Raw genomic sequence first — 14,145 nt, forward strand, 5'->3', positions numbered from 1 at the left:
TCGGGCGGGCCATCGGACCGCTCTACCTCGCGGCCGCCCTCCTGCTCCAGGCGCCGGACGAGACCCTCGCGGCCGCCGAACTGGAAGCCGAGCTGGGTCGCGTAGGCGGCGCAGGCCTCGGCCTTCGCCTCCAGGCCCTCGGGGCCGAAACGGATCTCCGCCTCCGGCAGCGCGGCGAAGCGCGCGCGCAGGGGCTCCTTCGGATTCTGGTCGCGCACGGTATAGGGAAAGTCCCGCCACCACAGGATCGGCGCGGCGGGCTCGGCCGCGTCGAGGGCCCGCACCACCTGGACATGGTCGACATGGCCGCCGATGGCCTGGGGAGCGAGGATCAGGTCGGGGGCCGTCTCGGCGAGGATCGCCCGGATCGCGCGGGTCAGGTCGGGCACGATCCCGTCCTCGGCCCGGACGTCCCCGAACAGCTCGGGGGCCGAGGCGTAGCCGCGATGGGGCGCCTCGCGGAAGGGCCAGTGGCGCGGCGCCGCCAGCCCCAGGGCGCGGATCGCCGCCGCATCCTCGGCCCGGCGCAGGTCCATGTAGTCGACCTCCGGTCCGAGCCCCTTGTCCGTCTGGCAGGCGAGGGCGAAGCCGGTGGGGTTCGCCACCGAGGCCGTGAAGACCGTCACGGTCGCCACGTCCCAGCCCGCCGCCCCGAGGGCGTGCAGGAGGCCGCCGCAGGAGAAGGCGGCGTCGTCGAGATGGGGCGACAGGGCGAGCGCGCGGGGCATCGGCTCAGAGCAGGTGCGGTTCGGCGCGGAAGCGGCAGGACGGATCGTGCGGAAGCACCGTGGGGAAGTCGGTGGCGGGCCGGGCCTGCGCGATGCCGGCATAGACGTCCATGATCTGCCGGCCGACCGCGCGCCAGGAATAGACCCGCCGGCATTCGGCGAGGCCATCCTCGGCGAGGCGCCGCCGCAGGGGCGCGTCCTCGATCACCCGGGCGAGGGCGTCGGCCAGGGCCGGCACGTCGCCCGGCTGGACCAGGAGGCCGTTCTCGCCGTCGCGCAGGCAATCCGAGACGCCGACCGCGTGGGTCGAGACCACGGCGAGCCCGGCTGCCATCGCCTCCAGGATGGTGTTGGAGAACCCCTCCGCGTAGGTCGGCGACACGAAGACGTCCGCCGCCCGGTAGAGATCCGGCACGGTGTCGTACTCGGCGTAGCCGGTGAAGCGGATCTCGGCCTCGGAGAAGTTGAGCTCCGCCGCGCGGGCCTTCGAGGACTCCACGTCCGGCCCGATGCCGGAGATGATCGCCGCGAACGGGATGGCGCGGGCGCGCAGCAGCGCGAGGGCGTCGATGAAGTCGAGCACGCCTTTCCGGCGGTCGACGCGGCCGTGATAGAACAGCCGCACCGGGCCGGAATGGTCGCCGGGGCCGGGGGTGAAGCGGGCGGTGTCGACGGCGCCGGGCACGATGGTGAAGCGCGTGGGGTCGGCGCCGAGCCGGTCGCAGACCTCCTCGACGAAGGAGGCGCCGCCGATCAGCAGGGCGTTGGCATGGGCCAGCACCGCGCACATGGCGACCCGGTGCGTCTCGCAGCAGGAGCCGACCCAGTGGCCGTCGCCGCCCTGGATCGAAACGACGTTCGGCACGCCGATGGCGCGCGCGGCCAGGAGGGTCGCCCAGCCGGTGGGATAGCCGTACTGCGCGTGCAGGATGTCGAAGGGCTTCTTCGCGTGCTCGGCCAGGATCGTCGCCACCATCGTGTCGATGTCGCGCTCGAAATCGCCGTTCTCCTGCTCGCCGACCTGTTCCAGGCCGATGACGGTGACGCCGGGCACGGCGGGCGGCGGGCCGCCGCCATAGACGCGGGTGCCGAAGGCGTCGCCGCGGTACTGCGAGATCATCGTGACGTCGTGGCCGGCCTCGACCAGCTCGCGCAGGAGGTTCTGGGCGTAGACGCTCATGCCGGAGATCGCCGGGAAGTAGCGGCGCGAGACGAAGCAGATCCTCACGCGGAGGCTCCCGGGTTCGGGTTGCGGCAGTCGCGCAGGTATCGCAGCGAGGCCGGGACCATCAGGTCGGCGCGGTGGCTCTCGCGGGAGAGCTCGACGCAGATGAGTTTGTCAAAGCCGATCGCGTCGAGGGCGTCGAGTACCGCGGGCACGTCCATGTCGCCCTCGCCGAAGGGCAGGTGGACGTGGACCCCCCGCGCCATGTCCTCCAGGGCCAGGGTGCCGAGCCGGTCCGCGAACTCGCCGACCGCCGCGGCCGGGTCGCGCTCACCGGTGACGAGGCAGTGGCCGGTGTCGAGGGCGAGCCGCAGGCCGGGGATGTCGAGGGCGGCGTAGTCGTCCAGCGTCTCGATCAGCATCCCGGGCTCGGGCTCCAGGCAGGCGACCACGTTCCGCTCGGCGGCGTAGGCGACGACCTCCGTCAGGCCCTCGCGCAGCCAGGCCCCGGCCTCGTCCCGGTCGATGCCGGGCTTCGGGACGCCGGCCCAGAACGAGACCGCCTCGGACTGCAGGACGGCGCCGATGTCGATGGCGCGCTTGAGGAAACCGATGCGGCGCGCCCGCCCCGTCGCGTCGCCGCTCACCAGGGTCGGCTCGTGCTTGGCCTTCGGGTCGAGGAGGAAGCGCGCGCCGGTCTCGATCACCGAGCCGAGGCCGAGGCGCTGCAGGCGGCTCGACACCCGCTGCGCCTCCTGCAGCCAAGCCTCGGCGAAGGGGTCGAGGTGGTGGATGTCGAGGGTCAGCGCCACGCCCTGGTAGCCGGCCTCGGCGATGAGGTCGATCGCGTCGTCGAGGCGGTGATGGGCGGTGCCGTTGGTGTTGTAGGCGAAGCGCAGGCTCATGCGGCGCGGCCCTGCTGCTCCAGGCGGAAGGGCGCGTGGTGCGATTCCGGCTCCCGGTAGAGCGGGTAGTGCGCGCCGACGATCCGGTCGGCGAGCGCGGTGTCGAACAGGGGCTGGCCGCCGAAATGCGCGATCGCCTCGGGCGTCAGGCGCACGGGCTTGAGGGTGTCGGTGGCCTCGCCGAAGCGGATCAGCGGATGGTCGCGGTCGATGAGCTTCTGCGTGTTGCGGGCGCCGATGCGGTGGTAGCTCATGGTCTCGACCTCGAGCCCCGGCACGATCGCCTTGACCACGCCGACCCGGTCTCCGGGGGGCGAGCAGTCGACGTAGAGGACGTCGAATCCGGCCTGCTCCAGGCGCTCGCGGGCGATGCGGCCGCGGGCATGGCCGTCCGGCGCCTCCGTGGTCGGCAGGTCGGTGAACCGCTTGGTGGAGCGCTCGGAATAGACGGTGTCGCGCAAGGTCGCGGCGATGCCCTCCGGCGGCTGGACGATCCATTCGAGCATCGCCTTCAGGGCGCGGCTCTCCTCGAGATCGAGGCTCGGCAACGCCTTGTCGATGAAGGCCTTGACGTAGCCCGGGGGCGTGACCCGCTCGGCGAAGGCCAGCGGCCCGTGGCCGAAGGCCTTGCGCACGCGGGCGGCCTGGAATTCGAGGAGCGCCTTGCGCAGCGCCCGCTCGCGGTCCGGGTCGCAGGCCTCGCCGCAGGCCGAGAGGGCGATCGGTACCGGCGTGTCGGCGAGGTTCCGGTCGTGGCCGACGACGTAGAGGTTGGTCAGGCCGAACTGGTCGGTGGCGAATTTCGGCAGGGCCTTGATCCCGAGGGACTCCAGCCGGTCGAGCATGCCGCGCGTCTCGGGGCCGAGGCCCTCCGAGAGGTCGAGCACCACGCCCTGGTCGAGGGCGCGGAACAGCAGGCCGTTGCCGTCGCGCTGCAGGAGTTCGAGCAGGCCGTGGCCCAGCGCGAAGTCCACGTCCGGCCCGGCGCCGAGGCCGTTGGTGATGAGGTTGGTGAAGGGCTTGTAGCCCTCCGACAGCTCGAAATAGTCGGTGGCGGCGATGTCGAGCGGCATCAGCACGGTCTCGCCGGTGCGGGCGCGGATCGCGGGCGTCCATTCGAGCGTCGTGGCGCGCCCCACCGGGCTGCCGGCCGGCAGGCACAGGGTGAGGGGATCGGCGACCGCGCCGGTGCCGTAGACCCGCACGAGGTCGTCGTAGCTGGCGCGCTCCTTCTTGCGCGGCATGACGGCCAGCGACGGCATCAGGTTCTCGGCGATCTCCGCAACCGCGCCGATGATGGCCTCGTCGTCGGTGGCGCCGTAGCCGATGCCGCTCGGCATGGCGCCGACGAAGAAGGGATCGTCGAGGAACAGCGACACGAACCAGACCGGGATGCCGGTGCGGTCGAGGGGCGCCAGGGGGAAGCCGACGATGCGGCCCTCCGGCAGGATGTCGAGATAGGCGCGCACCGGCTCGGGCAGAGCGGCCGGCAGGCCCTCGATCCGGCGGGGGGCGCCGTAGCGGTAGGCGCGCGGCGCCTTGATCCGGCTGTGGCGGGCGCGGTCGTCCTGGTCCTGCTCGTTCACGGTCGTGGTGTTCCGTTCCTCAGGGCAACGCGGCGTAGGCGCGGGCCAGCAAGCGCATGGTGTGGAGGTCGCGGGTGGCGCTGTAGGCCTCGCGCTCCTCCGGCCGGCGCAGGGCCGAGCCGAAGGCCTTCACCTGTTCGAGGAAGGGCGAGGCTTCCCCGTCGAAGGGCAGAGTGTCCGATGCGCCGGTTGACCCGTCGGTGAACGACAGGGTGCCGCCCGCCACCTGGCCCATCGTGTCGATGGCGGTGAGGAGCCCCTTCGTGCCGGTCACTTCGAGGCGGCGGCGGGGCAGGGCGTCCGGGCAATTGTAGGCGACGTGCAGGTTGGCGAGGATTCCGGACGGCGTGCGCCCGATCAGGAGGGCGCCGTCGTCGACGGCGTAGTCCTGGGCGCGGGCCTGGGTCAGGGCGGCGAGGTCGTGGATCGATTCGTCGAGGAGGAAATCGACGAGGTCGAGGCCGTGGGGCGCGAGATCCATCAGGGCGCCGCCGCCGGCCTTGGCCGGGTCGATGCGCCAGTTGTCCTGGCCGGTGAAGGAGGTCCATGCCTTTGGCAGCCAGCAGGCATAGACGATGCGGATCGCCGTCACGGTGCCGAGCCGGCCCGCGCGGATGGCGGCCCGCATGGCCCGGTGGGCCGGGTGGTGGCGCTGGTCGAAGGCGGTGCCGTAGAAGGTGTCGCCGCCGCGCAGAGCCGCCACCATCGCCTCGGCGTCGGCGAGCGAGGCCGCCATGGGCTTCTCGCAGAGGATGGCCTTGCCGGAGCCGGCCAGGGCCTCGATCGCCTCCCGGTGGAGGTGGTTCGGCGTGGCGACGTAGACCGCCTCCACCTCGGGATCGTTCACGAGATCCTGGAGCCGCGCATAGGCCCGGGCGCCCTCGGCCTCGGCCGCGGCGCGCGAGGCCTCGCCCGGATCGGCGACGGCCACGAGCCGGTGCCCGGCCGCGCGGATGCCCGGCGCCATGTAGTCGCGCGCGACCCAGCCGTAGCCGACGATGCCCCAGGCGACGGGGCCCTGGTCCGGGGATGCCATCACCAGCGCTCCGGCAGGTCGACATAGGTCCGGTCGCGGACCCGGTCTGCCTCGGGGGCCTCGAGTTCGCCCTGCCAGTCGAGGCTGTCCGGACCCGTGAAGGTGTCCGGATAGGTGGCCCGGGCCGCGTATTCGGCCTCGTAGCGCTCGGACGGCCAGCGGATCGCGTGGCGATCCTTCCCGTCGGCGCCGTAGAGCGGGTTGAGGCGGAGCGTCCGGCCGGGGCGCGGCACGGTGATGCCGTCGATCACGGGGCGGGGGGCCGGGCGCATGCCGGGTCCCGCCACCACCGAGAAGGCCTCGCAGCCCGCCAGATCCTGGGGCTTGCGGGGGGCGGGCGCGCGCCGTTCCACCAGGGCGCGGGTCAGGTCCGCGTCGTCGTAGACGAGACCGTCGGGAAAGAGCTCGTCGATCTCGGCCGCCGAGACCGCGCGTCCCGCCGAGAAGCCGGGCCGGTCGCTGTTGTGGATGTGGCTGACGGCGAGCCAGCCGTCGTCGCCGGCATTCTGGCGCAGGCAGTCCAGCACCTCGGCCTTGCGGTCGAGGAAGTAGAACGCGTCGTTGCAGACCACGAGGTCGACCGGCGCGCCCGGGATCGGCCAATGGGGCGCGTTGGCATCGAAGCAGACGAGCTGCGCCGCCTTGCCGACCACCCAGTGCCGGGCGACCCAGAGCTTGGCGAAGACCACGTCGGCGCCCGAGACCTTGATGCCGCGGGTCTGGAACTCGCGCAGGTAATGGCCGATGCCGCAGGCGAACTCGAACACGCAGACCGGGTCGTTCCAGTGCGCTTCGAGGAGGGTGAGCCCGGCCAGGAAGGTCGGGTCGGACCAGCGATGCAGGAAGTAGTCGCCGACCCGGCCCCAGCCGAGCAGGCGCACGGCGTCGCGCAGGGAGCGTTGGTCCCGCTCGCGGACCAGTTCGTGCAGGTCGAGAGGGTCGGCCGGCGGGCCGGTCCACCAATCGTCCTGGTCGGCCAGCAGGCCTTCGAGGGCGAGGTCGGCCTCGCCGGCATCGAGCAGCGTCAGGGTCCGCGCGACGAGATCGGTGCGGTTGGTCCGCAGATAGGGGATGCCGTCGATCACCGGCCAGCGCGCGCCGCTCTGGGCCTCGCGGAGCGAGTGCGGGGTGTCGGCCTTGAGGGGCTCGCCGGTCTCCGGCGAGCGAAGATCGAAGGGGATCATGACGGGGCGCCCGCGCGGTCGCGAGGAGAGATCACGGGATCTGCATGTCCTTCAGCACCCGGTCGTGGAAGCCCTTCACCGGACCCGCATGGACGAGCTCCATCTCGTCGAGGACCGTGCCCATGGTCAGGGTCGCGGCCCGCAGGTGCTGGGCGATCTGCAGCACCCGGTCGATGCAGTCGGCGGCATGGAAGGCGCGGCCCTCCGCCGTGGCGTCGTCGGGCAGGACGGCGCGCGCCCGCTCGACCGTCTCGCGCAGGGCCGGGTCGAGCTCGTCGAGGGCCCATCGCGTGGTCCGGGCCATGATCGGCAGGAGGTGGTCGCCGAGCAGCATCTCGCCGGTGAAGCCGGCATCGGGCATCGCCGCGTTGTGGAAGTGGTGGGCCATCGCGGCGAGGAAGACCAGGGTCGGGTCGGCCCGGTAGAACGGGCTCAGCACGACGCCGTAGACCGCCACCATCAGGCAGTGCTCGGCATGGTTCTCCGGCGGCTCCAGCAGGATGCGGGGCTTACCGGGGCAGGTCACGCCGGCCCGCGGCTGGTGCGCCAGGGCGGCGACGAAGCCCGGCAGGGGACCCTGCGCGAAGCTCGCCGGCGCGCGCAGGGCCGCGCGGAGGCGGTCCCGCAGGCCGGCTTCGACGCTGTCGGTGACGGCGTCGAAGCCGGAGACCAGGATGTCGGCCGTCGCCTGCGCGTCGAGCCCGGCGGCGCCGAGGAAGGCGGCGTCGAGGTCGCAGAGGCGGGCGGCGGCGAGCGCCTTGGCGGTGATGTCGAGGGCGACGGCCTCCGGCGCGGCGCCCCCCGTGAGGGCGCCCCAGCCCTGCGCGAACAGGCGCTCCGCGATGGAGCCGGTTCGCCCGGCGGAGTGCACGCGCTTGAGGTCGTTGACCTCGACGAGGAGGGCGCGAAGCGCCAGCGGGGCCGCGGGACCGGCGCCCTCCGTCCGCGTCGACATCAGTGCGTGCCGCCGAGCCAATCGAGCAGCATGGTCTGCTGCTTGCCGAAATCATGCTCGGGGCCGTGGCCGTTCTTCACCATCGGGGCCTTGAAGAAGCTCGAGAGCTGCTCCTGGGGGCCGCCGTCGCCGCGCTTCTTGGCCAGATCGAGGACGCGGGCGATCTCGATGACGAGGGGGGCCGCCAGGATCGAGTCCTTGCAGAGGAAGTTGACCTTGATCTGCATCCGCTGACCCAGGAACCCGGTGACGTCGATGTTGTCCCAGGCTTCCTTGTCGTCACCGCGGGGGCGATAATAGTGAATGTGCACGAGGTGGTCCTCGACCGGGTAGCCGAGGATCGAGTCGAGCACCGTGCCCTTGGTGTTGAGCTTCGACTGGAGCGAGTCCTTGTCGTTGAGCGCCAGACCGTCGCGGTTGCCGAGGATGTTGGTGGAGAACCAGCCGTCCACGTGCAGGGCGCGGGCCTTGAGGGCCGGGGCCAGGACCGTCTTCATCATGGTCTGGCCGGTCTTGCCGTCCTTGCCGGCCACGGGGACGTTCATCTCCTTGGCGAGTTCGAGCAGGGCGGGCACGTCGGCGGCGACGCTGGGGGTGAAGTTCGCGTAGGGCACGCCGCTCTTGATCGCCGCGTAGGCGTAGAGCATCGCCGGGCTGATCGACTCGTCGCTGCTGTCGAGGCCCTTCTCGAAGGCCGCCGTCGAGTTCAGGGTCGGGTCGGACAGATCCGGCCAGCGCTCGGTGGAGGCGAGGTTGATCACCACGACCTCGTCGAGATTGCTCTCGGCCTTGAAGCGGCGCAGGTCGTTGGCAATCACGGAGACCGCCTCGCGGTGGTCCTTGGCGACGATGCGGTTGGCACCCTCGATGTTCTTGCAGAACTTGGCGCTGCCGACGGCCGGCCAGGGCTTGATGCCCTTCAGGACCTGGGCGCCGTTCTCGATATCCTGGGCGGTGAGGACGCCGTGGCCGGTCGCGGCAGAGGCGAGGTCATCGTCGTTCAGGTCCCATCCGCCGAACACGAGGTCCTTGTAATCGGCCATCCCGGCGACGGGAACACCCGCGAGGGGCAGGCCATCAAGGCGGTTCGATCCGGATTTAATCATCTCGATGCCAGCGATGGCAGTGGTGGCGACAGCCCCACCCATGCCCACGAAGGCAACGCCGACGCGGCGACCGGTCTGCATGCTCATTGGGAAACGGCTTCCTTCTTCAGGCGAACGGGAGCCTGTCCCAACCTGGGGGCCGTTCCGCTCAGCCCTCACTAACTGGGCTTCCGGGGTTGCGTTCCAACCCTGGCCAGGACGCCTTTTTGACGCGGTACGCCTGAACGGCACCGGAACGAAGCGTTAAAAAATCGTAAATACAATGGCTTAACCCATCGTTAAGCCTGCCATCGTTGAATCACGGAGCTGTCCCATTCTGGTCACAGCGACCGGCGAGACGTCCCCTCGCTGAACGACAACGAAGCCGCGCCCGACGAAGGCGGCGGTACGAACAAGGACCAATGATGGGGGTTTTCCCGGAGCCGGCGCCCTGCGCCGACGACGTGAGCCGTCTCGTGCCCAACGAGACCTTCGACGCAGACCCGACCGTGGCGTGGCTGCCGCGGACCGAGCGCCGGACGCGCCGGACCTTCGCCACCCTTCGCCGCCGCACCCTCGCGACCCTCGTGACGGGCGCGCTCCTGGGCGGCGCCCTGCCGCAGAACGCCCTGGCCCCGGCCGCGGCGGCCCATGACCGGATCGACGAGCGCGCCCTGTCGGCGCAGGCTCTGGTCCGGACCCCGCCCGCGCCGGTCTCCGACGCATCCAACGCGTCCGACTGGGCCGGGGTTCCGCTGATCGAGCAGGAACCCGCGACTGCGGCGCTGATCGAGAGCGACCTCGCGAGCCTCGCCCCGAGCCGCGACGCCTCCGGCGCCGAGCGCCTGCGCTTCGGCGACATGGCCGTGCCGCGCGAGATCGTCGACACCATCCTGCGGGCCGCCACCGAGACGGGCGTCGACCCGGTCTACATGATGGCGCTGGCCGACAAGGAATCGAGCTTCTCGACCACCGTGAGGGCCTCGACCTCCTCCGCCGAGGGCCTGTTCCAGTTCCTGTCGGGCACCTGGCTCGAGCTCATCCGCACCTACGGCGCCCGCCACGGGCTCGCCGAGGAGGCGGCGGCGGTGAAGGGCCGTGGCAGCGCCATCACGATTCCCGACGAGGGGATGCGCAGCCGCGTCCTGCGCCTGCGCCAGGACCCCTACGTCGCCGCCCTGATGGCCGGGGAACTCATCAACCGCGACAAGGGCCGGATCGAGCAGCGCATCGGCCGCGATCTCTCCACCGCCGAGCTCTACTTCGCGCATTTCCTCGGCACCGCCAGCGCCGGCCGCTTCCTCGAGCTCACCGCCGAGAAGCCGGGCCAGGTCGCCAAGCAGGTGTTCAAGGCCGCGGCGAAGGCGAACCGCAGCCTGTTCACCGAGAAGGCCGGCAAGGGCCGCCGGAGCCTGACCGTCGCCGAGGTCCGCGAGAAGATCGGCGGCATGATCGACCGCCGCCTCGACCGCTACGAGGGCGTCGCCGCCCTGGCGGCCCCGGAGCTGAAATCCGAGGTCACCCTCACGGAGATCGAGACCGACGCGGCCCCCGTCCCGGTCCAGGCCGGGCGCGTCCAGGTCACCGAGGCGACCGCGCCGGCCGAGTGAGTCAGTGTCCGGCCGGCGCCCCGCCGCCGAGCTTGACCTTGCTGAGGATCATCGCGAGCGGCACCGCCGCTCCCGAGACGAGGCAGAGCGACCAGAACACGTCGATGTAGCCCCAGTACGCCACCTGGGTCTGGAGCTGCTGGCCGATCCAGGCGATGGCCTGGTTCTGCGCCTCGACGCCGGAGGCCCCGTGGGCCTGGAAGTACTGCGTCGCCGCCCGCAGGGTCTCCTGGTAGTTCGGGTTGGCGCTGGAGATGCTTTCCCCCAGGCGGCTCTGGTGGAACTGCTGCCGGTAGGCGAGCACGTTCTGGGCGAGGCTGACGCCCATCGAGCCGCCGACGTTGCGGGCGACGTTGATCAGCGCCGAGGCCTGGTCGGTCTGCCCCTTGTCGATGCCCTCGTAGGAGGCGGCGGTGATCGAGATGAAGATCATCGGCAGGCCGATGCCGATGTAGATGCGCGACCAGGCGAAGAACCAGAAGCTGGTGTCGCCGTAGAGCCGCGTCAGGTCGTACATCGCCGCCGAGACGATCGCGGCGCCCAGGGCGATCAGGTATTTCGGCTGCACCTTCCCCGAGAGGCGGCCGATCACCAGCATCATGAACACCGTCACGAGCCCGCCCGGGGCCAGGACGAGGCCGGCCAGCGTGGCGGTGTAGCCGTAATATTCCTGCACCAGCTGCGGCACGAACTGCGTCGTTGCGATCAGGATCGCGCCGGTGGCCATCATCACCAGGAAGCACGAGCCGAACTGGCGGCTGCCCAGGAGCCGCAGATCCACCACCGGGTTCTTCCGGGTCAGCTCCCAGGGGATCATCGCCACGAAGGCGACGGCGCAGATCACCGCGAACACGACGATGAAGTTGGAGCCGAACCAGTCCTTGCGCTGGCCCTCGTCGAGGACGACCTCGAGTGCGCCGAGGAAGGTGGCGACGAGCAGGAATCCCACGAGGTCGAAGCGCACACCCGCGCGGCGCAGGCGCCGGCGCTCCGCCACCGCCCCCGGCGGGTCCTCCAACAGCACATGCATCAGCCCGAGGGCGATCAACCCGATCGGGCCGTTGATCAGGAAGCACCAGTGCCAGGAGACGTTGTCGGAGAGCCAGCCGCCCAGCGTCGGCCCGACCACGGGCGCCACCACCACGGCGAGGCCGTAGAGGGCGAAGGCCTGGCCGCGCTTCGCGGGGGGAAACGAATCGGCCAGGATCGACTGGGCCAGCGGCGCCATGCCGCCGCCGCCGAGGCCCTGGAGCACGCGGAAGACCAGCAGCGATTCGAGGTTCCAGGCGAAGCCGCACAGCACCGAGGCCACGGTGAAGAGCGCGATGCTCCACATGAAGAACGCCTTGCGGCCGAAGCGCTTGGCGAGGAAGCTCGAGGCGGTGAGCACGATGGCGTTGGCGACGAGGTAGCTCGTCACCACCCAGGCCGCCTCGTCCGGGCCGACCGCGAGGCCGCCGGAGATGTAGCGCAGGGCCACGTTGGCGATGGTGGTGTCGAGCACCTCCATGAAGGTCGCCAGGGAGACCACGAGGGCGATGGCCCAGGGATTGTGCCCGCCCGGCGCCTTGCCCGAGGCACCCGGCTTCCCCCCGGCCTTGCCGCCGCCCGCCTGCGCCGCCGCGGCGCTCACCGCGCGGTCCCCGTCACCGGACGTGGACCCGGGGCACGATCGACATGCCGGGGCCGATGGCGACGTCGGTCGGCCACTGGTCGACGACGATCTTCACCGGAATGCGCTGGACCACCTTCACGTAGTTGCCGGTGGCGTTCTGGGCCGGGAGCAGGCTGAAGGCGGTGCCGGAGCCGGGCTGCACGGAATCCACGTGCCCGGTGATCTTGCGCTCCGGATAGGCGTCGATCTCGATGTCGGCGTGCTGGCCCGGCCGCATGTCGGTGATCTGCGTCTCCTTGTAGTTGGCGACCACCCAGATGTCGTCGGGCACGAAGGTCGACAGGGTCTGGCCGGCCTGGGCGAACTGGCCCTTGGCGCCCGAGAGTTGCACCACCCGGCCCGGCTGGGCCGCCGTCATGGTGGTGTAGCCGAGGTTGAGTTCGGCCTGCGCCACCTGGGCCTTGCCGGTGGCGAGGCTGGCCTCGGCCCCCGCCTTCTGCGCGTCGAGCGCGCCGACCTGGGTGCGGGCCGCGACGACGTTCGCCCGCGCCCGGTCGTAGGCGGCCTGCTGCTGGTCGAGGGTCGAGGACGAGGATTGCGAGCGCTGGATCGTGCCGGCGCCCTTCTCGGCGAGGTCCCGGTAGCGCGCCGCGTCCTCGCGGGCGAATTTCAGGGAGGCCTCGGCCTGCGTCACCTCCGCCTGCGAGGCCGCGACCTGGGCCTTCTGGCCCTCGATCTGCGCGTCGAAGTTCCGGATCGAGGCCTCGGCGGAGGCGACCTGCGCGCGGGCCTGCGCCAGGGCCACCTCGTAGTCGCGCCGGTCGATCTGGAACAGCACCGCCCCGGCCTCGACATGCTGGTTGTCGGTGACCGGCACCGCGACGATGTAGCCGGCGACCTTGGGGGCGATGGAGAATTGCCGGGCGTCCACGAAGGCGTCGTCGGTGGATTCGTAGGGATGCAGCCGGGTCAGCCAGTAGAGGTAGGCCCCGGCCGCCAGGGCGACCACCGCGACCGCGATGCCGAGGGCCCAGAACGGATGCCGGCGCAGGATGTTCGGCCGGCGCGCAGCCTCGTCGCCCGAATTCCGGTCGTCCGAAGCGTTTCCGGAGTCCGGGGCGTCTTCGTCCTCCGACGGCGTCTCGTCCTGCGGAGCGTTCTCGGCGTCGTCGCCGTCGTTCCGCTTCCGGCCCTCCGCGGGCGGGGCCTCGCCCGCGGAGCTCCGCCCGGTCGCCGCTCCGGCGGCGGGTGGCCGGCCGTGGGGGTCGGACGGCCGCGCCGCATCGTCTCGTGAGGGCCGGAGCCCCACGGTCTGCTGGTCCTGAAGCATCGACCGATCGTCCGCACGCATCCAGGGGCCGCGCGATCGAAACCGCGCCGCCCGAAACTCCCGCCTCGGCCACAACAAGAAGGCGCGGGGGCGATTGTTCCAGGGGCGGATCACAATTGCGGGTCCCGTCCGCGGCCGGAGGGAACGCCCGAAATCCGGCCTGCGTTCTGGGGCTTGGCGGATGGATGTCCGACCGGGCGGGAGCCGGGCTCATGGAGGGCCCGGCGGACGGGACCCGGTTCGTCCGCAACCTGCAGGAGGCGCGTATGTCGGCCGGTTCTCCCCTGATCCCACCGGGTGTCGCCGGTCCGGGCGGCCTCGCCCGGCTCGATGCGATGAGCACGGTCCTCGCCCGCAACTGGTGGCTGGTGGCCCTGCGGGGCGTCGTCGCCATCCTGTTCGGGCTGATCGCCTTCGTGGCCCCGGGCGCCTTCGTCCTGTCGCTGGTCCTGTTCTTCGCCGCCTACATGCTGGTCGACGGCATCGTGGGCATCGTCGCCTCGGTGCGGGCCGCCCAGCGGCACGAGCGCTGGGGCTTCCTCCTCATGGAAGGCCTGCTCGACATCGTCGTCGGCGTCGCGGCGGTGCTGGTGCCGGCGGCCGCCGTCTGGGCCTTCGTCTACCTCGTGGCCTTCTGGGCGCTCGTCACCGGCGGCCTGATGATCGCGGCGGCCTTCCGCCTGCATGCCCATTACGGGCGCTGGTGGCTGGTGCTCGGGGGGGCGGTCTCCATCCTGTTCGGCATCGCGCTGCTGATCAATCCGGGCATGTCGGCCCTGGTCCTGACCTGGTGGATCGGCAGCTACACGATGGCCTTCGGCGTCCTGCTGGTGATCCTGGCCTTCCGCCTGCGCGGCCGCCACGCCGAGGCCGGCCGGCCCGGCCCCCTGGGACGGCCCGGAACGGCGTAGCTTTGCCCGGGCGAGATGGTCTAGAACCGGGCGGA

General features: G+C 71.5%; 12 protein-coding genes. 2 read left to right on the top strand and 10 right to left on the bottom strand.

Going from position 1 to position 14,145, the window contains the following annotated elements:
• The 8 genes from AC3WLN_RS11880 to AC3WLN_RS11915 form a co-directional block, all read right to left on the bottom strand.
• On the bottom strand, positions 1 to 728 hold a 728-nt coding region (locus AC3WLN_RS11880), incomplete at its 3' end, for a PIG-L deacetylase family protein (protein WP_492481385.1).
• 4 nt (positions 729 to 732) lie between these two features.
• Complete coding sequence (locus AC3WLN_RS11885; protein ID WP_492481387.1) at positions 733 to 1,956, bottom strand: glycosyltransferase family 4 protein; 1,224 nt, start codon at positions 1,954 to 1,956, stop codon at positions 733 to 735.
• Positions 1,953 to 2,798 (bottom strand): sugar phosphate isomerase/epimerase family protein, encoded by an 846-nt coding sequence (locus AC3WLN_RS11890; protein WP_492481389.1) that lies wholly within the window; start codon positions 2,796 to 2,798, stop codon positions 1,953 to 1,955. Before AC3WLN_RS11890 ends, AC3WLN_RS11885 begins: the two co-directional genes overlap by 4 nt.
• On the bottom strand, positions 2,795 to 4,384 hold the full coding sequence (locus AC3WLN_RS11895; protein WP_492481391.1) for a YcaO-like family protein: 1,590 nt from the start codon (positions 4,382 to 4,384) through the stop codon (positions 2,795 to 2,797). Before AC3WLN_RS11895 ends, AC3WLN_RS11890 begins: the two co-directional genes overlap by 4 nt.
• Before the next feature lie 19 nt (positions 4,385 to 4,403).
• On the bottom strand, positions 4,404 to 5,420 hold the full coding sequence (locus AC3WLN_RS11900; protein WP_492481393.1) for a Gfo/Idh/MocA family protein: 1,017 nt from the start codon (positions 5,418 to 5,420) through the stop codon (positions 4,404 to 4,406).
• Positions 5,420 to 6,604, bottom strand: a complete 1,185-nt coding sequence (locus AC3WLN_RS11905; protein WP_492481395.1) for a class I SAM-dependent methyltransferase — start codon at positions 6,602 to 6,604, stop codon at positions 5,420 to 5,422. The genes AC3WLN_RS11900 and AC3WLN_RS11905 overlap by 1 nt, the downstream gene beginning before the upstream one ends.
• Before the next feature lie 31 nt (positions 6,605 to 6,635).
• Positions 6,636 to 7,559, bottom strand: coding sequence for a hypothetical protein (locus tag AC3WLN_RS11910; RefSeq protein ID WP_492481397.1), 924 nt, complete (start codon positions 7,557 to 7,559; stop codon positions 6,636 to 6,638).
• Positions 7,559 to 8,752 carry an inositol-3-phosphate synthase gene (locus AC3WLN_RS11915; RefSeq protein ID WP_492481399.1) on the bottom strand — a complete coding sequence of 398 codons (1,194 nt, stop codon included), beginning with the start codon at positions 8,750 to 8,752 and terminating at the stop codon, positions 7,559 to 7,561. The genes AC3WLN_RS11910 and AC3WLN_RS11915 overlap by 1 nt, the downstream gene beginning before the upstream one ends.
• 314 nt (positions 8,753 to 9,066) lie before the next feature.
• Between AC3WLN_RS11915 and AC3WLN_RS11920 the strand changes: the two genes are divergently transcribed.
• Entirely contained in the window at positions 9,067 to 10,254 is a 1,188-nt protein-coding gene (locus tag AC3WLN_RS11920) for a transglycosylase SLT domain-containing protein (protein WP_492481401.1), read from the top strand.
• 1 nt (position 10,255) lies between these two features.
• Here the strand turns inward: AC3WLN_RS11920 and AC3WLN_RS11925 are convergent, their stop codons facing one another.
• Both AC3WLN_RS11925 and AC3WLN_RS11930 read right to left on the bottom strand, forming a co-directional pair.
• Entirely contained in the window at positions 10,256 to 11,887 is a 1,632-nt protein-coding gene (locus AC3WLN_RS11925; RefSeq protein ID WP_492481403.1) for a DHA2 family efflux MFS transporter permease subunit, read from the bottom strand.
• Between the two features lie 13 nt (positions 11,888 to 11,900).
• Positions 11,901 to 13,199 carry an HlyD family secretion protein gene (locus AC3WLN_RS11930; RefSeq protein WP_492481405.1) on the bottom strand — a complete coding sequence of 433 codons (1,299 nt, stop codon included), beginning with the start codon at positions 13,197 to 13,199 and terminating at the stop codon, positions 11,901 to 11,903.
• Between the two features lie 266 nt (positions 13,200 to 13,465).
• Between AC3WLN_RS11930 and AC3WLN_RS11935 the strand changes: the two genes are divergently transcribed.
• Positions 13,466 to 14,110, top strand: coding sequence for an HdeD family acid-resistance protein (locus AC3WLN_RS11935; RefSeq protein ID WP_463780682.1), 645 nt, complete (start codon positions 13,466 to 13,468; stop codon positions 14,108 to 14,110).
• Positions 14,111 to 14,145: the final 35 nt, after the last annotated feature.

Source organism: Methylobacterium sp. FW306-05-D (assembly GCF_058782155.1).